16 protein-coding genes and 1 tRNA gene are annotated in these 23,631 nt (G+C 42.1%); 9 read left to right on the top strand and 8 right to left on the bottom strand.

Annotation, left to right across the window (positions count from 1 at the left end):
• Positions 1-255 precede the first annotated feature (255 nt).
• From der to X939_RS0120605, 3 genes are all read right to left on the bottom strand, one after another.
• Positions 256-1,566, bottom strand: coding sequence for a ribosome biogenesis GTPase Der (gene der / locus X939_RS0120615; RefSeq protein WP_025765170.1), 1,311 nt, complete (start codon positions 1,564-1,566; stop codon positions 256-258).
• Positions 1,567-1,639: 73 nt separating this feature from the next.
• The gene (era, locus tag X939_RS0120610) at positions 1,640-2,563 is read right to left on the bottom strand and encodes a GTPase Era (RefSeq protein ID WP_025765169.1); all 924 of its coding nucleotides are present in this window, start codon (positions 2,561-2,563) and stop codon (positions 1,640-1,642) included.
• Positions 2,564-2,615: 52 nt separating this feature from the next.
• Positions 2,616-4,562: an LTA synthase family protein gene (locus X939_RS0120605; RefSeq protein ID WP_025765168.1), complete on the bottom strand. Its 1,947-nt coding sequence runs from the start codon at positions 4,560-4,562 to the stop codon at positions 2,616-2,618.
• Positions 4,563-4,671: 109 nt separating this feature from the next.
• Here X939_RS0120605 and X939_RS0120600 point away from each other — a divergent pair.
• Together X939_RS0120600 and X939_RS0120595 are read left to right on the top strand one after the other, a co-directional pair.
• A tRNA-Met gene (locus tag X939_RS0120600) sits at positions 4,672-4,744 on the top strand.
• 451 nt (positions 4,745-5,195) lie between these two features.
• Positions 5,196-6,443, top strand: coding sequence for a glycoside hydrolase family 76 protein (locus X939_RS0120595; protein ID WP_025765167.1), 1,248 nt, complete (start codon positions 5,196-5,198; stop codon positions 6,441-6,443).
• Between the two features lie 207 nt (positions 6,444-6,650).
• Here X939_RS0120595 and X939_RS0120590 read toward each other — a convergent pair whose 3' ends face one another.
• Together X939_RS0120590 and X939_RS0120585 are read right to left on the bottom strand one after the other, a co-directional pair.
• Positions 6,651-7,412 carry a hypothetical protein gene (locus tag X939_RS0120590; RefSeq protein ID WP_025765166.1) on the bottom strand — a complete coding sequence of 254 codons (762 nt, stop codon included), beginning with the start codon at positions 7,410-7,412 and terminating at the stop codon, positions 6,651-6,653.
• Between the two features lie 44 nt (positions 7,413-7,456).
• Entirely contained in the window at positions 7,457-7,813 is a 357-nt protein-coding gene (locus tag X939_RS0120585; protein ID WP_084299590.1) for a DUF4174 domain-containing protein, read from the bottom strand.
• 541 nt (positions 7,814-8,354) lie between these two features.
• Between X939_RS0120585 and X939_RS0120580 the strand changes: the two genes are divergently transcribed.
• The 6 genes from X939_RS0120580 (at position 8,355) to X939_RS0120555 (ending at position 19,105) form a co-directional block, all read left to right on the top strand.
• Positions 8,355-11,699, top strand: a complete 3,345-nt coding sequence (locus X939_RS0120580; protein ID WP_025765164.1) for a coiled-coil domain-containing protein — start codon at positions 8,355-8,357, stop codon at positions 11,697-11,699.
• 244 nt (positions 11,700-11,943) lie between these two features.
• A complete protein-coding gene (gene ybeY, locus X939_RS0120575; protein WP_025765163.1) occupies positions 11,944-12,357 on the top strand; it encodes an rRNA maturation RNase YbeY in 414 nt (137 codons plus the stop codon).
• Positions 12,358-12,412: 55 nt separating this feature from the next.
• Positions 12,413-14,275 (top strand): tRNA uridine-5-carboxymethylaminomethyl(34) synthesis enzyme MnmG, encoded by a 1,863-nt coding sequence (mnmG, locus tag X939_RS0120570; protein ID WP_025765162.1) that lies wholly within the window; start codon positions 12,413-12,415, stop codon positions 14,273-14,275.
• Positions 14,276-14,280: 5 nt separating this feature from the next.
• A complete protein-coding gene (locus X939_RS0120565; protein WP_044200234.1) occupies positions 14,281-15,177 on the top strand; it encodes a class I SAM-dependent methyltransferase in 897 nt (298 codons plus the stop codon).
• 64 nt (positions 15,178-15,241) lie between these two features.
• Positions 15,242-16,855 carry an Ig-like domain-containing domain gene (locus X939_RS0120560; protein ID WP_025765160.1) on the top strand — a complete coding sequence of 538 codons (1,614 nt, stop codon included), beginning with the start codon at positions 15,242-15,244 and terminating at the stop codon, positions 16,853-16,855.
• A 432-nt stretch (positions 16,856-17,287) separates the two neighbouring features.
• The gene (locus tag X939_RS0120555; RefSeq protein WP_044200247.1) at positions 17,288-19,105 is read left to right on the top strand and encodes a tetratricopeptide repeat protein; all 1,818 of its coding nucleotides are present in this window, start codon (positions 17,288-17,290) and stop codon (positions 19,103-19,105) included.
• A gap of 126 nt (positions 19,106-19,231) precedes the next feature.
• Here the strand turns inward: X939_RS0120555 and thrC are convergent, their stop codons facing one another.
• Positions 19,232-20,536 (bottom strand): threonine synthase, encoded by a 1,305-nt coding sequence (gene thrC, locus X939_RS0120550; protein WP_025765158.1) that lies wholly within the window; start codon positions 20,534-20,536, stop codon positions 19,232-19,234.
• A gap of 249 nt (positions 20,537-20,785) precedes the next feature.
• Here thrC and pruA point away from each other — a divergent pair, with 249 nt between their 5' ends.
• Positions 20,786-22,417 (top strand): L-glutamate gamma-semialdehyde dehydrogenase, encoded by a 1,632-nt coding sequence (pruA, locus tag X939_RS0120545; protein ID WP_025765157.1) that lies wholly within the window; start codon positions 20,786-20,788, stop codon positions 22,415-22,417.
• Between the two features lie 304 nt (positions 22,418-22,721).
• Here the strand turns inward: pruA and X939_RS24180 are convergent, their stop codons facing one another.
• Positions 22,722-22,871 carry an endo-acting ulvan lysase-like protein gene (locus tag X939_RS24180; RefSeq protein WP_510185985.1) on the bottom strand — a complete coding sequence of 50 codons (150 nt, stop codon included), beginning with the start codon at positions 22,869-22,871 and terminating at the stop codon, positions 22,722-22,724.
• 26 nt (positions 22,872-22,897) lie between these two features.
• Entirely contained in the window at positions 22,898-23,344 is a 447-nt protein-coding gene (locus tag X939_RS0120540) for a hypothetical protein (protein ID WP_025765156.1), read from the bottom strand.
• Between the last annotated feature and the right edge of the window lie 287 nt (positions 23,345-23,631).

The following is a 23,631-nucleotide window of genomic DNA, read 5'->3' as shown; positions in this document are numbered from 1 at the left end:
TTTATCTGGTATCTTGCAATACATAGTACCTTGTTTTTACATATTTTTTTCAAAAAAGTTTTTTCTACAAGATCTACGATCTATAGATGGGAAAATAATCCATAGGGTTGCATACGGCTTAAATAATTTTTTAAGACCGCGATGCATTACCTGAAAAGGCCTTAAAAAGGAAATATATGCCTAAAATAACGACCAGGATACAATAAAAAAACGCCCATACTAGGTACAGACGTTTTAAGTTAATGGCCGGGCTCTTTACTTTTCTCTAAAGAAGATCGTGATGGGCACACCCGAGAAATCAAAATTTTCACGCATTCGATTCTCCAGATAGCGCAGATATGGTTCCTTTACATGCTTTGGATTACTGCTAAAGAAGACGAATGTCGGTGATGGGGTGGGTAGTTGAATCATATACTTGATATTGATATACTTACCTCTATGCGCCGGAGGTGGATATTTGGTTATTTCCGCCTGCATCACTTCATTCAACTTGGAAGTTGTAATTTTCTTGGTCTTATTATGATACACCTCCATTGCCTTTTCAATCACCTGGTGAATTCTCTGTTTTTCCACCACTGATGAGAAAATAATAGGCATGTAATTCATTGGTGCCAGTCTTTCTAGGAGTTGTTTTTTGTAGGTATCCGCAGTTTTAGAATCCTTTTCTATAAGGTCCCATTTGTTAACCATGATAACGATACCCTTTTTGGCCTTATCAGCCTGTCCAATTATATTCATGTCCTGCCCTTCAAGACCTTGGGTAGCATCCAGAATAACAATACACACATCGGACTCCTCCATTGCTTTGACAGAACGCAGCGTGGAATAATACTCTATATCCTCATTTACTCTGGACTTTCGGCGAATTCCTGCCGTATCGGTTAAGATAAACTCCATCCCAAAAGCATTATAATGCGTATGAATGGCGTCACGTGTGGTCCCCGCAATATTGGTAACGATGCTTCGGTCGGTACCAGTCAACACGTTTAGAAAAGAAGATTTACCGACATTGGGCCGACCCATAATAGCGATGCGCGGAATTCCTGCTTCAGGATCTTCCACACCGGCTGTATCAAAGTGTTTAACCACTTCATCTAAGAGCTCACCAGTACCAAAGCCCGTCTGAGCGGAGATAGGGTATATAACATCTCCTATCCCCATTTCATAAAATTCGGCAGCAGCATGATAACGATCGGTAGTTTCTGCCTTATTGGCTACCAAATAAACTGGTTTATCATATCTTCTTAGAACGTTTGCGAAGTCCTTATCAAGGTCTGTAAGTCCAGACATGGTATCTACCATAAAAAGTACCACCGTAGATTCTTCGATAGCGAGCTCTACCTGCTCACGAATCGCACCTTCAAAAATATCTTCGGAACCCACGACATATCCACCTGTATCGATTACCGTAAAATACTGATCAGTCCACTCTCCATAGCCATAGTGACGGTCACGAGTCACCCCACTCTGATTGTCCATAATGGCCTTGCGGCTCTCAATAAGCCTGTTGAACAGGGTAGATTTACCCACATTGGGTCTCCCTACGATTGATATTATATTTGCCATAATTGCGCTAATGCATTTTTAATTGATCCGGAAAAAGAAATTGCTCTTTCCTCCATTCACTGTTATTAATTATTTAATCTCCGTACCCAAACTGACGAAGCTTGTTTTCTTTGCTTCTCCAATCGGGTTCTACCTTTACATGTTGTTCTAGAAAAACTTTTTTGCCGAAAAAGGCTTCCAAATCTTGGCGGGCCTGGGTGCCTACCCGTTTCAACATTTCTCCCTTTTCTCCAATAATAATTCCTTTTTGACTCTTACGCTCGACGAGAATTTCGGCGCGAATCACGATGATATCATCTTTTTCCTTAAATTCAGAAACGACCACTTCGGAGCTGTATGGGATCTCTTGGCGATAGTTTAGAAAGATTTTCTCCCTAATGATTTCCGAAGCAAAGAAACGTTCGGGCTTATCAGTAAGTTCATCTTCTTGAAAATAAGGAGGATGAAATGGTAACCGGGTAATTACTGCATCGAAAAGCGTTTGGATATTGGCGTTCAATAGCGCTGAAATAGGAATAATGGCAGCAGGTTGAATGGCTTCCTCCCACTCAGCTATTTTTCTGTTCACCGTTTCTTCGTCAGAAAGGTCAATCTTATTAAGAACAAGCACCACGGGCGCATCAGTACGGACCAAAAGAGGAGTAACTTCATGGTCGACAGCCTTTTCTCCTATCTCTGCCACAAATAACACCACATCGGCATCTTCCAATGACCCCTTCACAAAAGTCATCATAGAATCATGAAGCTTATAAGCCGGTTTCACAACACCGGGCGTATCGGAATAGACCAGTTGAAAGGGGATATCCTCATGCATTCCATTGAGAATACCCATGATCCGATGACGTGTCGTTTGTGCTTTCGATGTAATAATCGACATCCGTTCACCTACCAGCACATTCATCAGGGTGGATTTGCCTACATTGGGTCTTCCAATTATGCTCACAAAACCCGCACGAAAGTCCCTTAAATGGAGTTTATTTTCTTCGTTATTTTCCATTATATTTTTTCATTTTTTCTTCGCAGAGAGTCAATTCCCTCTATTATTCAGTTTAGGGCACCAGCTTATCGTCCAGCATCCGGTTGTTATATTGCTGTATAAATGCCTTTATCTGAGCCTCCATGGGCTTTTGAACCTCCAAATTGGTTCCACGAAGGTTTTTCTTCAGAAGCTGGTCTTGCCTATAATTATACAAACCTACGGTTTTCTGGCCATCAAATTGCAATACATAAGTTCCATTAAACCATTGATATACCCCGTCGTAGTTGACTGCAAAATTCAGGGCAGGAGGGCTAAACACATTTTTACCAAAAGAAAAATAAGGTTTATCATAATGTAAATAACTCAAAACAGAAGGTAAAATATCTATCTGCTGCACCAATGTTTGGCGATCGATACCCCGCATCGTACTGTCTGCTGGAGCGAAAAAAATAACAGGCACTGAAAAGTTTCCCACTGAAGTCTGATATCGGGGATAGTGGGCAAAGGTGGCAGCGTGATCGGCGGTAAGCACGAATAATGTGTTGCGATACCAAGGCATAGTTTTGGCAACTTCGAAAAATTTCTTCAAAGCTTGGTCGGTATACCCCATGGTTTCATAGATGGGTAGGGGACCTTTCGGAAATTTATCTTTGTATCGGGTAGGAATATTGAAGGGGTCATGAGAAGAAACCGTAAAGAGGGTGCTTTGAAATGGTTGCGGAAACTCATTCATCTTTTTCGCCCAGAACTGCAAAAACTCTTCGTCCCAGATACCCCAGATCCCATCGTAATCTGCATCGTTTCCATACTCTGATTTGCCAAAATAATGCTGAACTCCTATCAAGTTCACAAAGGCTTGGAAGCCCATAGAGCCATTTGGCGCTCCATGAAAAAAGGAGGTATGGTAACCCTTTTCTTCCAACATTTTAGGTAGACTGGGAATCTCGTTATCGGTATATCTGGTGGTGATGAAAGGCTCTTTAATTCCAGGTATGCTAGTAAGTACCGAAGGAATAGCCTCTATAGATTTAGCACCGTTGGCAAAGGAGTGCCAAAAGACTCTACTGTGGCCCATGAGAGAGTCCACAAAAGGGGTGTAGCCCTTATAACTACCATTTTCTAAATCCTGATTATAGGCTCCCACCATTTCCTTGCCGAAGCTTTCCCAAATAAGCACAACTACATTTTTCGGTTGAAATAACGTATCACCAGTAGATGCCGGATGAATAGGGTCGTAAATAGCCCTTAGCGCTTCGTTATTGGAATAATAGGTGGCCCGCTCATAGTCATCCCGCTGTATGGTTTTATAGATGCAGAAAGGAGTATTAAGGGCGATAAACATTTCTTTAGGTTTATTGACATATTCCCCGGCATTGCTGAGGGTTATAGGGCGGGTGCTATGCAGAAATCCACCTCTCACTCCAGCAACAAATAGGACGACTGAAATACCCATAAGGATCGAGTGAGCGGCAACAAACTTCCATATCCCCACTTCAGGCCTTTTACCCAGCCGAACTTTTCGACTCACCCTGATAAGGGAGTAGACCATCAATAGCCATATAACGAGCACGTACCAATAAGAAATCAAAAATCCTCCAAAGACTTGCGGTAGATTATCCTGATGCGAAAACTCCGTTAGGATAGACCAAGTAGCTCGTTTGATGGTAAACCTATAATAAATAAAATCAGAGCAATTGGCCAGTAAAGCTATAGCATTGGTAAAAACATAAAGAACATCCAACGCACGCTGATAACCTTTTCCATATTTAAAAGTGAAGGGTACTAACATTAGCAGAATATAGAGTACGTTGGTGTAAAAAATTGCCACCGTATCGAACCTAAGTCCCCCTACGAACAGCCGAAAAGCTCCACTTGGCGTTATTCCCGGAAAAAAAACGGTGTTAAATGCATAAAAAAGTATACGGCAAAGCATAAAAAGGAGATATACCCAAAGTAGTCTCTTAATGAGGACAATATGGGCATTTCCATGCAGCCAATTGGTGCTGGTAATGGTCATTTCAAGTATTTTCTTGGTGTCAATGAGAAGCGCAGTCTCAAATATTTTACAAAAATAATTGTTTTTTAGTTAACAATTGTCGTATATTTGCACTCCGATTAACCAACACCGCGGGATGGAGCAGTTGGTAGCTCGTTGGGCTCATAACCCAAAGGTCGCTGGTTCGAGTCCAGCTCCCGCTACGAAGAAAGGGTTTCTAAGCAATTAGAAACCCTTTTACTTTTTAAACCTAAATATAAAAAAGCAAGCTCGGCAGGCCCGTACCCCAAAGGTCGATGGTTCGACCGGGCAGGCGATCCTGGCCAGCTCCCGCTACGCAGAAAGGGTTTCTAAGCAATTAGAAACCCTTTTACTTTGTAGGAATTCGGTTTTAAAGCATACCATTTTAATTTGATAAGAACCTATCAGCAAGATTGTTTTATCTGTAGTCTCACAGAACCACAAAGTGGTGAAATAATTATTGCTATATTTAATTTCTATAATTAAAACCCCGCATGGGTGACATAATTTGTCAATTCTGTCTTCCCTTCGGGATTATAGTTGCCCCAACTAGCACTGGTAGAGCAAAGAATCTCGGAGCACATACGTTTCGGAAAAATCGATTGAATTTCAACAGAATAAATTTAGTTTCAAATGCCAAAAGCCAATCTATTACTAGCCTTATCAACACTTTTTGTTTTCACTTTTCTCGGAAGTAAAAACCTGACGGCTGAAGAATGGAATACCAGTCACAGCTCCCTTCAAACAAATTCCAATGAAACAAAAAAGGACCAAGACTATTGGGAAAATATAGCCGAAGGTATGAGTAGATCCTTGATCAAACATTTTTGGGGAGCCAATTTTGAAGGGCATGAAGGCAGGTATTACTTCAATTATGGATCTGACCTGTCCAATATGACCACGAATCACTACTGGCCCCAGGCACATGCCATGGATGTGTTGGTAGATGCATACAACCGTTCTTCGGACTCCTTCTACCTGGACTATTTCCCCCTTTGGTGGGAAGGAGCGCCGAAATACAATTTTTCAGGCAGGGATGAAGATGCCTGGTGGAATGTGTTTGTGGATGACATGGAATGGATCGTATTGGCGCAGATCAGGATGTATGAATCTACAGACGATGAAAAATATATATCCAAAGCGCAGCAGATGTACAATGACTGGATTTGGACTAACTGGGGCCCGGAAACTGAAGCACCTTGGCATGGTGGCATCACTTGGAAAACCGATGTGGAAAAGACTAAAAATGCTTGCTCAAATGGACCTGGAGCGATTGTCGCTGCAAAAATTTTTAGGCTATATGAACAGTTGGAAAACCCGGGCGTCAAGCCCAAGCAAGCATATTTAGACGAAGCAGTGAAAATATATTCTTGGTTGAGAGCTAACCTATATGATTCTGTTGAAGGGAAAGTTTACGACAACATGGATGCCAATGGCGGAATAAACCAGGCCATTTACAGCTACAATCAAGGGACATTTATAGGCGCTGCTCATGAACTATATAAAATCACCGGAGACGATAAATACTTAGATGATGCCATAAAGGCCTCTAATTATGTGATCGACCATATGTCGACAAACAACGGGGTTCTGGCTAATTCCACTTCGGGAGATGGAGGGTTATTCAACGGGATTTTCTTTCGATACTTTGTGCAATTAGTTAATGAACCGGATCTGGATTCGGCCACACATGAAAAATTCCATCATTACATTACTAAGTCTGCTACCGTGATGGTTGAAAATGGATTGAATAAAAAAACCATGCTCTATGGAGGAGATTGGTGGAATGCTCCTGCAGATGATAATCCAGTTGCATTGACCCCTATGCTATCAGGCTGTATGCTCGCGGAAGCCATGTGCATGCTCAAGCCTTTAAATTGACTCCTGAGTATTGCTCTTCATTCATACCCACTTACCCTATTTCTTTATTAAGCATGCGTATTATCAATAAGTCCAGATCGATTAGGCCCAATTCCCTTATATGCTAATTATGAGCTATTTACAAAAATTTGAGATTGATCTTTTTGGTCCTAACATCCGTAAAAATCCATGAACCTGACGGTATTCTAAAGCAGTGACTCCAATACGTTAATTGCTTTTGAAGGTATATGCGAGACCAACAGAGGCATAATGGAACAAGGTAAAATTATATACCTCATCGTTATCGGCGCCACCTTCCAGAAGACGATAACCAATACGACCGGTAAGGCGGTCTGAAAATCTATAGGTCCCGGCAAGCTGAACATCTTCGGCCCTTCCCTGGGGTGCGGCCAATGCATCGCCTTCCAAGAGAATGCCGATTTTTTCGTTCATTCGATAATGGAGTCTGAAATTTACGATGGGGACAAAGCCAACATTTTTCTTGGATGCTTCCACTCCTTTACCGGAGAGGGCTATTTCGGCATCTCGGATTTTAGCCGTAAAACCGAGACCGAAATCTAGTTTAGGCCTTTTAACCAGATCATATCGATAAGTAATTCTATAGGAATTAAACGTGTAGCTCGCATCCAGAGGAGTATTGGCAGCAAAAGTCTCCCCGTCAAAATCAACAGGAAAACCGACCATACCCTTAGGTGTCACATTTAATGGAGCGTATAGGCCTGAAATGGTATGTCTTGACTTAATAGTATAACCTAGTCTTAATCTAAAAAATGGGCTCACTTCTGTCTGTAAATCATCCTTAAACGAAATTTTCGTACCAGATTCTCCTGGAATGCGAACATCATTATATCCCGGAAACAACGCACCAGACTCTACATCTAAGAACAACTGGGCTTTTGCCATATGGCTGGTTATGAAGAGCGCTAGCATTATGGTAAAGCTTGCCGTTAGGCGTAAATGGTTTTTCATGCTTAAATAATTTTGATGTTAAATAAAAAATAGGGGTGCCAGTACTAATTTTTCCGCTCTAGTTCCCACCGTCGCATGGGCATGGCATCAATAAGACCAAATAATTTTTTATGTCCTATAATTTCCTCAGAACGAAACTTTTCTGTTCCATCCTTCCCTATCAAAATAAAAGTAAAGGGATGGCTTGCATCCACCTTCCATTTCACCCATTCTTCTGAATGACCGCCCTTTTGAAAGGAATAAATCTCAAGTTCCCGTTCTTGCATCCCTACCTGATAGGGTGCTAGGGTGTCCATTTGCAGCTGCAGTAATGAGGATTTTGCTGGGTCGAAAAACAAAAGGATTTTTCTAGGCATCAATTGTTGGCTTAATAGTATGGCAAAAAGGATCAATAAATTCATAATAGAAGTGGAATTTCGGTTTTGTCACTGGCGGCGAACCCTATAATACCAGGCCATGAAAAAAAAAGCGTGCCCACAATAAAAATTTCCGAAAGTAACTTCCTTATATTGATCTTACGTCCTTGCGTTAACCTCAGTCTCGTGTTGCTACCATTGAATTTTAGTCTGCCATGACCATTCCTAATCAGAATAATCTATTCCGATGCCTATCAGAAATATAAAAAAGAGAAAACCGTCAAGTTCGTCCTACTCCGAAACTCTCCATTACCCCCTGTCCTGGCAGGAGCCCGAGAATTATGGAATTTGCACTGCTCGTAGACGCCTACAATCCCTGCCACATATAGAAAGGACCCTTTCATTATGAAACATGAAAGTACATTACCAGGCAAGGGAGGCTTATAAAAATACAGGGATCTATTAAATTTTTATCACTTTGACTACAATGATAGGCGAAATCAGTAAATTACAGTTTAGTACCATCGCTAGTCAGGCACTTTAAGCTAATTTTATCCGTTAAAATAGAGGAATCCAACGATCAATTATGGCACCTAACAATCCGGTAATGGACGGGCTACTGGGGAGAATTCAGGAATATAGGCAGAAATACTATCAGAATAAATTGTTAAAAGGGCTGATTTGGTCTGCTGCCTTATTGCTCACCGCCTTTCTCTTTGTGAACACTCTTGAATATTACGGACGATTCAACTCCGTGGTAAGGGGAGGCTTACTATTCGGCTTCCTGGGAATCCTGGCATTCAGCGTCTTTCAATGGGTCATTCAGCCGCTAATCCACTTATGGGGTCTTCGTAAGCCACTTTCCGATGAAGAAGCCGCTTTGCAGATTGGTAACTATTTCCCCGAAATTGGCGATAAGCTTTTAAATACGCTTCAGCTCCAGCGTATCGGCAACCTTCAGTCCGACTTGATTGAAGCGAGCATTAAGCAAAAGTCCAGTCAGCTTCTTATCGTACGATTCTCTGATGCAGTGCATTTTGAGGAAAACAAAAAGTGGCTTCGATATGCCATTTATCCTTTAGCGGCAATAGCGGCTATCTTATTATTTAATCCGACATTTTTCAGCAGCAGTTCGGAGCGAATCATTCATTTTCAACAAAAATTTGAATATTCTCCCTTTCAGTTTATCATTGAAAATGGAGCGCTCAAGGCCTTTAAAAACGAAGATTTTGATCTTAAACTAAAATTGGAAGGGGAGGCACTCCCTCAAGCCGTATATCTGATTCAGAATGGTTCTCGATTTAAACTAACCAAAACAGGGGAGCAGGATTTTACTTACCAATTTCGAAATCTACAACGGGACGTTCCATTTACATTTGAAGCCGCAGGGTTCCACTCGGATAGTTATATTATTCGGGTTTTAGAACGCCCGTCGTTACTTTCCTTTGGGGTAAAACTGAATTTCCCCTCCTATCTCAACAAACCCTCAGAGTCCCTGGACAATGTAGGCAACCTAACAGTTCCGGAAGGAACAAGGATGGAGTGGAATTTTAATACTTCTGCCACTAAAAGCGTGGGTATGCGACTGGACGAAGACTCTCTTTTTGTTGAGGCTGAACCGACTAAGGATGGAGAGTTCCGCATCAGTCGAACAGCGCGCCGATCGACACAATACCAATTGCAGCTCAAAAACGATGTGGCTAATAATGCAGATCAGATCGGATATTATATTCAGGTGATACCCGACCAGTATCCAACCCTGACTATGGAGAATTTTCAGGATACGACACTATATAATTATTTTGTTTTAGGTGGTACCATAGGGGATGATTATGGATTTTCTAAACTCCAGTTGAATTATGCTGTCCAGCGCAAAGGAGAACCAGAAACCAAGAAGAATTATCGCTCCCTGCCTATTACTTACAATCCCAAAGTCAATAACCAGAGCTTTTATTTCCAATGGTACGTAGACAGTCTTCAACTGGCTCCAGGCGATCATATTGAATACTATGTTCAGGTTTCGGACAATGATGCGGTTAATGGTGCAAAAAGCACCCGTTCCCGTGCTTTACAATTTACTGTTCCCTCCCAAAGTGAACTGGAACGCGATTTAAAAAAGGCTGAAGAAGCTACCCAGCAACAGATGCAATCGGCTCTGAAAAAAGCCCAGAGTTTAGAAAAGGATTTGAAGCGTGTGGATGACCGTCTGAAAAGTACTAAGGAAATCGATTTCAAAGAACAAAAGCAAATAGAAGACCTTATAAAAAAACGAGAAGAACTGATGCAGGAATTGCAGTCCTTGCAGGAAAAAAATAAAACGGCCTTTGAAAAAGCCAACCAGTTTAACCAGCAAAGTCCTGAGCTAAAAGAGAAAATAGAAAAGCTACAAAAGCTAATGGACGAACTTATGGACAAAGACACTGAAAAGCTTTATGATGAGCTCAAAAAGCTTTTGGAGAAAAAACAAAGTGAGCGCCTGAACAGTACCATGGAGAAGCTCCGCAATAAAGAAAAGAATTTGGAGAAGGAGCTGGAACGCACTATGAAACTTTTCAAGCAGATGCAACTCGAACAGAAGGTAGAAAATCTAGTAGAAAAGCTCAACGAACTGGCTGAGAAAGAAACGAAACTGGCCGAAAACGCGGAGAAAAATGAGCAAAAACCTAACGGCTCAGAAAAAGAACAGGAAAATAAAAATCTTAGCAAGGATCAGCAAGCCATTAAGGAAGAGTTTGAAAAGGCCTTAAAAGACAGCAAGGAAGCGGAGATTCTAAGCAAGGAACTAGAGAAAGCATTGGACATCCAGCCAGAAAGCCAAAAAGAGGCCTCTGAACAGCTCAATGAAAGCCAGGAACAACTTGGTAAGCAAAAGCCTGGAAAAGCTGCTGAATCTATGAAAAAGGCGGCCAAATCGATGAGCCAATCGGCTAAGGCAATGGCTCAGTCTATGGAATCAATGGAAATGGAACAAATGCAAGAAGATATAGATGCTCTGCGCGACATTTTAGAGAATCTTATCACCCTGTCCTACGATCAGGAACAACTCATGAAAGATTTTCGAGGCGTGAGTCAACAAGATCCTCGATTCGTTAAACTCGGTCAGCAACAGCTTAAACTACAAGATGACGCTAAGGTGGTAGAAGATAGTCTGTATGCTCTTGCCAACCGGGTACTACAGATTCAGACTTTCGTTACCCGGGAGCTTAACGACATGAAGGGTTATATGGATGGCAGCATGAAGCAAATAAAAGACCGCCACATCAATCTGGCTACAGCTCAGCAGCAAGCGGCCATGACCTCCATGAACAATTTGGCACTGATGCTGAGTGATGTACTCAATCAGATGCAGCAGCAAATGGCTATGGCCATGCCGGGAGCTGGAAAAGGCAAGAAAGGAAAGCAAAAAGGGGAGCAGTCGGGAATGGGGGAGATGCAAGAAAAGCTCAATGGACAGCTCAAGCAGTTGGGTTCTGGAAAAGAGGGCCAGGGCAACCAGTCGGAACAGTTGGCACGTATGGCTGCTGAACAAGCCAGGATTAGAAAAATGATTCAGGATTTGATCGAGTCACAAAAAGGCACCGCATTAGGCAAACAACTCAATAAAGAGTTACAGGAAATTGCTGATCAGATGGATCAGACGGAAACTGACCTGGTCAACAAACGCATTAGTCCGGAACTGATCAAAAGAAACCAAGAAATAAAAACCAGATTACTTGAATCGGAGAAGGCGATGAAAGAACAAGACGAAGACGAGCAGCGCAAGGCGCAGGCAGCTCGTCAGCTTCCGAGAAGGCCTCCTGCGGCTTTTGAGCAATTCATTAAGGAAAAACAGAAGCAAACTGAATTATTGAGAAGCATTCCTCCGGCCTTTTCTCCCTATTACAAAAGGGAGGTAGATCAATACTTCAAGAAATACGAATCTAAAAACTGATCCGCATCGACAGAGCCTGGAATTCAAAGGATATTGCGGTGTTGTAGAGTTGCCCTAGAGTACTCTTCAGCACATGAATCCCAGATAAACTTTGGCTATAACATTCTCACGACTCCCTACCTCGGCCCAGGGTGGCTGGGGCTACTTCATCAAGTTAATGATCTAGTTAGTATCTTTGCGCTAATTTTCGTTTCAATTCGTTCAATACGAATAAATTACGATATCATTTCATCTTATTCTATACATGATTAAGTTCTTCCAGGAAGACATAGAATTTGACCTTAGCAAGCCGGTCAAGACAAAAAAATGGCTAATAACAATCTGTAAATCAAATGGTTATGAGAAAATAACCGTAAATTATATATTTTGTTCGGACGAATATCTGCTAGAAATCAACAAAGAATATCTGAACCACGATTACTATACCGACATTATCACCTTCGATAATAGTGAGGAAGAGGGAGTACTGGAGAGCGATATATTTATCAGCATTGAACGCGTTAGAGAGAATGCCCAATCATTCGGAGCCGATTTCGACACGGAGCTAAGAAGGGTATTAGTTCATGGGCTACTACATTTGATGGGGCACGACGATCGGACCCCTGAACTGAAGCAAGCTATGCGGGAACAAGAAGATGAATGCCTATTATTATTTTAAAAAATTTCCACGTGGAACATTTACCAAATGATTTCACAAAAAGCACAAATGAAATATGTTTCCAGAATATGATGTCATTGTAGTGGGGGCTGGACATGCGGGATGCGAAGCCGCAGCAGCAGCAGCCAATATGGGCTCTTCGGTCCTGCTCATTACCATGAACATGCACACCATCGCACAGATGTCGTGCAACCCAGCTATGGGAGGTGTAGCCAAAGGACAAATCGTAAGAGAAATTGATGCACTAGGCGGGCAATCGGGAATCGTCAGCGATAAGACCATGATCCAATTTCGAATGTTGAATCTATCCAAGGGACCCGCTATGTGGAGTCCACGCTGCCAGAGCGATCGTGCCCTGTTCGCTCAGGAGTGGAGGAATATATTGGAGCAAACACCCGGCGTAGATTTCTGGCAAGATACTGCCAAGGAAATTATACTGGAAGACGGAAAAGCGGCTGGGGTAGTGACCAGTCTCGGACTTACCATTAAATCTAAATCTGTTGTACTTACCAACGGAACCTTTCTGAACGGATTAATCCATATAGGCGAGAAGCAATTTGGTGGGGGACGAACTGGGGAAAAGGCCGCTACCGGACTAACAGAGCAGCTTGTAAAAATTGGCTTTGAGGCCGGAAGAATGAAAACAGGAACACCTCCACGGGTAGACGGCAGATCCCTGGACTATAGCAAAATGGAGGAGCAACCCGGAGATATTAACCCCAGCAAATTTTCCTATACCGATACCGTCCCCTTGGCCAAACAAAGGAGCTGCTGGATCACTTATACCAACGAAGAGGTGCACGATGTGCTACGCACAGGATTCGAAAAATCGCCTATGTTTTCGGGAAGAATAAAGGGTATAGGCCCCCGTTACTGTCCCTCCGTCGAAGACAAAATTAACCGCTTCGCAGACAAAGACAGGCACCAGATTTTTGTGGAACCCGAAGGTTGGGATACGGTAGAAGTCTATGTAAACGGATTCTCTACTTCTCTGCCTGAAGATGTACAATATGCTGCATTAAGGAAAATCCCCGGCTTTGAAAATGCCAAAATGTTTCGTCCGGGATATGCCATTGAGTATGATTATTTCCCACCGACCCAATTGAAACCCACCTTGGAAACACATTTGGTCGGCAACTTATTTTTTGCAGGACAGATCAACGGGACCACCGGCTACGAGGAGGCGGCCTGCCAGGGGCTTATGGCAGGTATTAATGCCCATCAAAATGTAAAAGGATTGGAGGCATTTACCCTCAAAAGATCGGAGGCTTATATAGGTGTCTTAATCGATGATCTGATTAATAAGGGCACAGAAGAACCCTATCGCATGTTTACTTCGCGAGCAGAATACCGGACGCTATTGAGGCAAGATAATGCCGATATCAGGCTAACTGCCAAAGGGCATGCTCTGGGCCTAGCCAGCGAAGATAGACTGATAAAGGTGGAAGAAAAGTTGAAACAAATGGCCGTGCTAACCGATAAGCTTCAGGAGACCAAGTTCCAACCAGCCGATATCAATACAGCCTTAGAAGAACTTGGAACGGCCCTCTTAAAAGAAAAGACCTCCTTATATCAACTCCTAAAACGACCGCAAATATCGATTCAGAAGTTAAGAGAAGTATATCCTAAGCTTGAGAATCTACTCGAAGAATATACTGAAGATGCCATTTTACAAGCCGAAATCCACTTAAAGTATGATAGTTATATAGAGAAAGAAATGCTGCTTGTAGAGAAAATGAACAAACTTGAAGACCTGGCCATTGTACAGAATTTTAACTATGATTCGGTGACCTCGTTATCTTTCGAAGGGCGGGAAAAATTGAAGCGAACCAGGCCATCTACAATAGGGCAGGCCTCCCGCATCAGCGGCGTTAGCCCCTCAGACATATCAGTACTCATGCTCTTTATAGGAAGATAATCGACATGGAAAAAATTGATCAATGTCCCGTTTGCCAAGGGAGTAGCTTTAGCAATTATCTCAACGTCGAAGACTTTACCGTATCGCGACAAGAATTCAAAATTCAACAATGTAATACCTGTAATTTTCTATTGACTAACCCACGTCCTGCTGAAGCAGAAATAGGTGCCTTTTACCAATCGGATGCCTATATTTCACATCACGACGATGCCAAAGATCTGATGAGTCGGGTGTATGGACAGGTAAGAAATTATACCCTCCAGCAAAAATTAAAAATGATCAATGAGCTGGTTCCTGCCAAAGGATCCCTCCTGGACATAGGATGCGGTACAGGAGCTTTCCTGCATACCTGCCAGCAAGATGGCTGGAAAATAATAGGTACGGAACCTGACCCTGATGCAAGACTTCAGGCCGAACAAAAAGTAGGAAGCCCTATCCATGCGCAAATTCAGGGCCTTCCACACGCTGATAATAGTTTCGATATTATCAGCATGTGGCATGTATTAGAACATGTCCATCGACTAAATGAAACCTTATCATGGCTTCGGAGTAAGCTCAAAACAAGTGGCAAAATCCTGATTGCAGTTCCGAATCCGGAATCGCATGATGCACAAGTATTCGGAAAATATTGGGCCGCTTATGATGTACCCAGACACCTCTATCATTTCACAAAGAACACCATGAATAAGTTACTGGCAAATCATGGGCTCCTGATTCACTCCATCCAACCTATGTGGTTTGATGCCTTTTATGTGAGTATGCTCAGTACGAAATATCAATCCGGAAACACAGACCTTATCAGGAGCTTAAGCACCGGGATTAAGTCAAATTTCAAGGGACGTAAAAGGGCTGATCACAGAAATAACACATCCAGCCTGATTTATATAATTACTAAAAAATAAGTCCTCACACCGACTAACCCCCAGTACCCTGCATCGTATTGGGGGTTTTATCTTTTATACCAACATGATATTAAGAACCATCATTTTTGCCTGTTCGATTCTCTTGATTTTTGGACGCTGTGCCCAGGTAGTCGCACCAACCGGCGGAAAAAAAGACAGTATCGCCCCTCAATTAGTGCAAAGTATTCCCAGCAACAAAACAGTAAATTTTCAGGGGAACCGCATCGAATTACTCTTTGATGAGTACATCATCGTAGATAATATTAACCAGAAATTAGTCATCACCCCGGAAGCCGACAACCCCTATTCCTATAAGCTAAATGATGAAACATTGGTCCTGAATTTCAAGAAAAAATTCGAGGACAGTACCACTTATACCCTCAATTTCGGAGATGCTGTAAAAGATTTTTCGGAAAAAAACCCAGCCAAAAACCTGAAAATTGTTTTCAGTACCGGCCCTAAACTGGACTCGGGGAGGGTGTATGGTCGAGTTAAAGATTTAAAAACTAATCAACCTATTCTTGACGTGTTGGTAGGGCTTTATCCTCCTTCTGATACCCTAGATCCCGTCAAGCAGAAGCCCTACTATTTTTCAAGAACAGACAGCTCAGGAATATTCAGTATTGAAAATATTCAGGTTAAACCATACCGTATTATCGCTGTGGAAGACAAAAATCGGAACATGCTTTTTAATTCGAAAGACGAACGAATTGGGTTTCTCACAGACCCTATTCCTGGTAATTCCGACTCCACATTTTACAACCTGGATATGGTCATTTCCGACAACTCCATGCTGCGCATACAGCGTACCTTACCGAAGGTAAATGACTATACCGTGATATTCAATAAAGGGCTCGAATCTGCGAAAATTCGGTTTACAGAGGGGGATACCTTACCCCATGTGGTAACAGCTGACCAAATAAAATTTTATAATGTAGGCACGCACCCAGACAGCATTCAGGTTGAAATTGCCGTTACCGATTCTCTCGGAACTGACAGTACCTTCCAGCAAAAGATTACCTTCCTTCAACAAAGAGGAAAGACCCCCCAGAAAGACCCCTTTAATCTTAACTCCAGGCCCGAGAATAATAGACCCCTATCCCTGAATCTTCATTCTCAATTTAACTTCAACAAACCAGTTTCCATCCTTGACACCGAGTCCATCATGCTAGTTCGTGATAGTACGAGCAGTACAGCATTATCAAAATTTGAGATGGAGTGGAACCCCTATCGAACAGAGCTTATAGTTAAGGGAAAAGTGGTCGCAAAGGACAGCCTTAAATGGCAGTTTCCCAAAGGGGCTGTGATCAGCATTGAGCAGGATACACTGCCAGCCACCACTATTAAACATCCTGTTTTGGATAATGAAGACTATGGAACCTTAGCGGGATCCATCCTGATTGCCGATAGTTCTCAAAGTTTTATTGTGGAACTAGTCGACGAAAAGTATAAAGTGGTACGAAGCGCCAAGGAATCCCCTTATCATTTTACTGAAATACCTGAAGGAAAATATTTCTTAAGACTCATTTTGGACGACAATAAAAATGGACGATGGGACAGTGGTCAGTTTCAAAAGGCAATGCAGCCCGAAAGAATCGTTTACTACCAGGAAGTTCTCAACATTAAAAGCAATTTCGAATTCTCCAATATCAATATTTCGGTGGATAACCCGAAATAAACCTAAAACTTATACTCAAAGTGTGGATAACTATGTGAATAACCCGAAAAAACTGTTGGTAAAAGCCCTAAAGATGTTAACAAAGCTGTGGATAACACCCAGGTTATGTGGATAAATTCCAGGTTTTGCTTCTACAGTGGATAAATCACATCTAAAAACGAGTTAACAGTACGTTGATACACTATAGATCCTGTGGAAAACCAAAATTAGGTAAATTATGGAGTTATGCACACTATGATGTCGATAAATAAATCTTTACCTTGTATTCCAATCAGTTAAAAGTTCATAACTCTAAATAACTATGTGGACAAACCCACATAGTTATCCACAAAATGTGAATAACTATGTGCATCTACAGTGAATAAGCTATTTATCGACATATCCACAGGCCTAGAGATAGATAATAAAAAAGGAAAAAAATTTTTTTCTATTATGAAAGGGAAAATTATAAGGGGGTTGATTTATAGTTTTTTGATTTCCGGGGCGGCCGGCCCGGCGCTGGCCCAGGGGGAGCGGGAACTGGCCCAGGAATACTTCAAAACAGGAGACTGCGACAAGGCCACCACCCTTTATAACACTTATCTGCAAAGTGATTTTGACAGACTTTCACTCCGAAATTATGTGGAGTGTATGCAAAGACTTAAGAAATGGTCAGAAGCAGAGCAATTCCTGAAAAAAAGAACAAAAACAAATCAAGAACATGCGGGCTGGTATCAACTATACTGGGGGGCGCTATTGGAGGCGCAAGGGAAGGCTCAGGACGGACTTAAAAAGTATCGACAAGCTATCGCCTCACTTGGGGAGGGGATAGATCAGAATCGCGAAATGGCCGAGGAGTTTAGAAGGTTACAACATCCCGAACTCTCTCTTATCGCCTTAAATGATGCCCGCACAAAAGCCAAACGGAGTGACCTCTTTCAGCTGGAAGTGGCAAGTATATATAAGGAGTTGAACGAGCCCGAAAAAATGATTGATGAGCTCCTATCTTATGGTACCCGCTACCAGAACGTGCAAATTGTGCAGAATATGTTTCAAGACTTCCTGAAAGGTGAAAAAGAGCAGCTTTTGCTTGAGAAAATTCTCTACGAAAGAATTCAGGCCTATCCCAACGAAGGATTTTATAACGAACTATTAATCTGGTACCAGGTCCAGAAAAAGGACTTCTATAAGGCCTTCGTCCAGGAACGGGCATTGGATAAGCGCTTTAACCATAAGGGCGAACGCCTTTATAATTTGGGAATGCTTGCCTTGCAAAATGAAGATTATGCCAGCTCAGGTCAAATTTTTGATTATATAATTAAGGAGTATCAGAAGGAGAATATTTATTCGGTAGCCCGTAGAATGGCTATTTTTGCCAGAGAACAGCAGGTTCGAAATACCTTTCCCATCAATCAGGAAGAGGTTTCCAAGCTGGTGAAACAGTATCACAAATTGCTTGATGACCTAGGAATAAACCCACGCACTGTGGCAGTTCTAAGAAACCTGGCTAGCTTGCATGCTTTTTATCAGAACGATTTTGAAAAGGCGGTTGCTGCTTTGGATACTGCTATTCAAGCCGGAAAACAGGACCCCCTTTTTGTGGACCATTGCAAGCTGGATCTTGGCGATATTTATCTGCTTAAAGGAGAACCGTGGGAAGCATCTTTGCTCTATTCTCAGGTAGAAAAATCTCAGAAAGATAATGTACTAGGCTATGATGCCAAACTTCGGAATGCCAAACTACATTATTATAAGGGGGATTTTGATCTGGCTAAGGAGGTATTAAACATTCTAAAAAAGGCTACCACCAGAGAAATTGCCAATGATGCCAATGATCTATCATTATTGATCATGGACAATACAGGACTCGATAGTAGTGAGGTAGCCATGCGGGCTTTTGCCAATATTGAATTATTGCTCTTTCAAAATAATACCCATGAGGCTTTGGATAGCCTCCAGGCTATGCTCAAGCAATACCCGAAGCATAGCCTGACCGATGAGCTGCTGTGGATGGCAGCTAAAACATATGTCAAGCTAGACAGCACAGATGCGGCGCTGAAGAACCTTTTTGATCTATATAATCAATTCGGTCATGATATTCTAGGCGATGATGCACTCTTTGAAATTGCACGCCTCCACGAAGAAAAACTCAATAACCGGGAACTGGCCATGAAATACTATCAGGAACTTCTGGAAAAATATCCTGGGAGTATTTTCATTGCCGAAGCCCGGAAAAGATTTAGGACTCTTAGAGGTGATTTAGTAAACTAGAAAGAACGAAAGGGAGTAACCTCATTTTACTGATTTTACTCCCTTTTTCTTTGATCTGTACCGGCCCATTGACGGACCTGTATTTAAATACTCAATTCTAAGCGCCTTGAAATTGGTATATTTATACTATAACTCACTAATTAATAGCGTTTTAAATTGTGAAAAATCGGAAGTTATTTTCGTCGACCTTTTTGGAAGAGAAAGCAGATTTTTCAGTCTTTCGGGTACATCAATCGGTTTTCCTAAGGTTTTCTCCACCAAATCAATAAATTTGGCCGGATGGGCTGTTGACAAGAAAACGCCGATGAATTCTGACTCACTTTCCTTTCGGTAAGTCTCTAGCCCTAGGTAAGCAACAGCGGTATGGGGGCAGGCCACATAATTAGCTTTCTGGTCTAAGATTCGCATCGCTTCAGAAGTTTCTACGTCATTGAAATAGTAACCAGAAATTTTTTCCTTCGTCGAAAGGTGGTCATCTCCGAAAAATCTGATCAGACGAACAAAGTTACTCGGATTACCTACATCCATGGCATTGGAGATAGTCTCTACCGACGGCAAGGGATTGTAGACACCCGATTCCAGATACCGGGGAACGGAATTATTTATATTTGTTGATGCTACGAAATGCGCTACGGGTAGTCCCATCCGAAATGCGAGCAGTCCCGCACTTAGATTTCCAAAGTTACCGCTAGGAACAGAAAACACGATTGGTTTCCCCATTTGCTTTAACTGTGCATAGGCTGCAAAATAGTAGAAGGACTGAGGGATGAGCCGGGCAATGTTGATGGAGTTGGCAGAGGCTAGGTTGAACTTTGTATTGAGCTCTGTATCCAGGAAGGCATCCTTAACTAACTTTTGACAATCATCAAAAGTTCCCTCTACTTCCAGGGCCCTTACATTACGACCCAAGGTAGTAAGTTGTTTTTCCTGAATGTCGCTTACTTTTCCACTGGGATATAATATCGTTACTGAAATGCCCGGAACATCGAAGAAGCCCTGGGCTACAGCGCCCCCCGTATCTCCGGAGGTAGCCACTAGTATTTTTAAGTCCTTTTCGGATCGGGCAAGAAAATGCGACATAAGGGCGGCCATAAACCGAGCTCCAAAGTCTTTAAAGGCCATAGATGGACCATGAAATAGCTCTAGAACATATGTATCCTCAGTAATTTGTTTAGCAGGGGCATCGAAGTCATAGGCTAGCCCAATGATATGCTCCACTTCTTCTCGGGACAAATCGTCTGATAAAAGCGTATGAGTTATCTCTATGGCTATTTCCTGAAAGGATTTATTATGTATATCAGACAGAAAGTCGGGAGATAGGGTGGGAATATGCTCGGGCATATATAAACCATTATCTGGAGGAAGGCTCCTGAAAATTGCCTCCTCTAAATTGACTTTATGGCTGGCTGTTTTGGTACTATAGAATTGCATGGTGACGGATATGGCAAACGGTAATTAAAAACCAAAGTTAATTAATTTTCGTGCACTGAACCGGTTGAATGTTAACTTCTTGTAGACTGCTAAATACTTTCTAATAAATGCTCTAAAGCGACACTAATATAATTTTAGTCCTAATCCTTTGGATTGATGGGTAATGGCACTAAGTTTATATTACAAAATATAGATTGCCAGAATTTATATTTTGATAGATAATAGATTGATTCACAAACTAATATAGCGATGTCAAAAGGCGTATTTTTAGTACCCGCATTAAAGAATGAGCCCATTAAGAGTTATGCACCCGGAACTGCCGAAAGAGCAGAACTAAAGGAAATGCTCGATCAGGCTCGTAAAGTTCAGATAGAGATTCCACAATATATTGGCGGTGGAGAAAAATATTCGGGCAAGAAGGTCAGATTAGCACCTCCCCACGACCATCAGCATGTGCTAGGTTATTTTCACGAAGGCACTGCAGCTGATGTGAAACTGGCAATCACTGAGGCTTTGGAAGCCCGTACCAAATGGGCAGCTATGGACTGGGAACAACGCGCAGCGATCTTCCTGAAAGCCGCTGACTTGATTGCGGGCCCTTATCGCGCTGAAATCAATGCCGCTACTATGCTTGGGCAATCAAAGAATGCCTATCAAGCAGAGATTGATTCAGCCTGTGAACTCATAGATTTTTTGCGGATGAATGTTAATTTCATGCAAGAAATCTATGAGCAGCAGCCTATCTCCTCTGACGGAATCTGGAATCGGATGGAGTATCGGCCTTTGGAAGGTTTCGTTTTTGCTATTACCCCCTTCAATTTTACCGCTATTGCCGGTAATTTACCCGCTGCTCCCGCACTGATGGGAAATGTGACCCTGTGGAAGCCAGCTTTTACTCAGGTGTATGCTGCTAATGTAATCATGAAAGTCTTCAAAGAAGCTGGTCTTCCCGATGGTGTTATCAATATGATCCTGGTGGATGGGCCGGAGGCAGGAGAAGTGGTATTTAAACATCCTGACTTTGCTGGAATCCATTTTACAGGAAGTACCAAGGTTTTTCAGACAATTTGGAAAACAATTGGCGAAAATATAGCAGGCTATAAAACCTTCCCACGCATAGTGGGTGAAACAGGTGGTAAAGACTTTGTTTTGGCTCATAAGTCGGCCAATGCCAAGGCACTTGCTACTGGTCTGGTTAGGGGTGCTTTCGAATATCAGGGCCAAAAGTGCTCTGCTGCCTCCCGAGCCTATATACCAAGTAATATTTGGGAAGAGGTAAAGGAGTACATTCATGCTGACCTGGCAGAAATCAAGATGGGTGGTGTTGAAGACTTTGGTAATTTCATTAATGCCGTTATTGATGAAAAAGCCTTTGATAAAATAGTCGGATACATAGATGCAGCAAAAGCCTCTCAGGAAGCAGAAATCATTGCCGGTGGAACCTACGATAAATCAGTAGGGTATTTTATTGCTCCTACCGTCATCTTGGCTCATTCTCCCGATTATGTCACCTTATGTGAAGAGATATTTGGTCCGGTATTAACTATCTACGTGTATGATGAGAATAAATTTGAAGAGACTGTACAGTTGGTAGACCAAACTTCACCTTATGCGCTAACGGGGGCCGTTTTTGCAACGGACCGGTATGCTATAGAGTATGCTACCACAAATTTGGTCAATGCTGCCGGCAATTTCTATATCAATGATAAACCCACAGGTGCGGTAGTAGGACAACAGCCTTTTGGTGGTGCACGCGCTTCGGGCACCAATGACAAAGCTGGTTCTATTCTTAATCTGTTGCGTTGGGTATCACCGAGAGTTATAAAGGAAACATTCGTTTCACCTATAAGCTATCAATATCCATTCCTGAAAAAAGAATAGATGATAGAGTACCTTACCCTGCATCCTTTTAAGACGGCTGGATGTGGTGAATAATATAAAACAGGCAGGATTTGGGGATAGGCCCACATTTATCCTGCCTGTTTTTTTGCAATCCTAACTTTTAATGGAAATAGCAAATCGAAAGGGGGCTAAAGTTGCCTGATCTTCAGTCGCTTGAGTCCGGTGATTTGAGGCTCATTTTTGGTAAAGTAAACAAAACAGTAGAAGGTTTTCGGATCCATATTTACTAGTATTTTTGTAACTGAATGAGGGGCTTTCTCCCTCTATATAGGGGCTCTAACGGTTAGTTTTCTGAGTATGTAATAACCCCATATCGCCCCGAAAAGCGCAGACCCGATGACTTCACTGTGTACTCACCATCATTTGTATTAGAGACAATTACAAACTTTGTAATTTCTTTTCCGGAAATTATTGACTCGACCCTGAATCCCATAAAGACCCCATCTGGAATTAGCTCTTCTACAGGGCGTTTACTCCTTTGTCTTTAGCAAAAGACTCATAAACTATGGCAAAGGGTTGTTGCCAGGCTTCCCCATTTTGCCGGATTACGAGGGTAGGGTTGCCATCTGATAATTGTATCTTTTTTATTTCATTATTATTGGTCCTATAAGTAATGTATAGTATCGAATCTTTGCCCAGCCATCCGAAAATTCTCAAGAGGAAAAATACAGTGCTAGCCGCCAGCAACCAATTTCTACTTATGATGGGGTCGATCTTTATGGGTTTTCGGGGCGCACAGCAGGCTACGAGGTAGGTAGGTTGGTAGGATTCCCGCATATAATGAAGATACCTCGGACGACTCTCTTTAAACTCAGGGATGTACTGGGGGGGGACATTCTCCCATTTGTCCAGCCAAGTATAATACTGCTCTTGATTATGTTCTTTATGTGGCCATTCATAGATCATGAGTTTTGGCATGAGTGTACACTTACTGCGAAATGGTCAAGGATGAGTTATTTATTAATAATAGGTGCCGTATAGAAATGAAGAATACTTTATCGTTGGAGGTAGACCCGGGTTTGATCTTATGTTATTCAGAAAATATTCAAGATTTCGTTGGATATAGACTAACACCTCAGTCCGACTACGTAATGGTTAAGAATATTTTTTAGAAAGTTGTAGACAGTTTATAAAGCTATATGCCGCAGGAGAAGGGAGATTTGCTATATGTCAAGAACGAAACTTTCAAAAGA

Source organism: Dyadobacter tibetensis Y620-1, assembly GCF_000566685.1.
Taxonomy (GTDB): domain Bacteria; phylum Bacteroidota; class Bacteroidia; order Cytophagales; family Spirosomataceae; genus Dyadobacter; species Dyadobacter tibetensis.
This window is presented reverse-complemented; position numbering and strand designations above follow the sequence as displayed.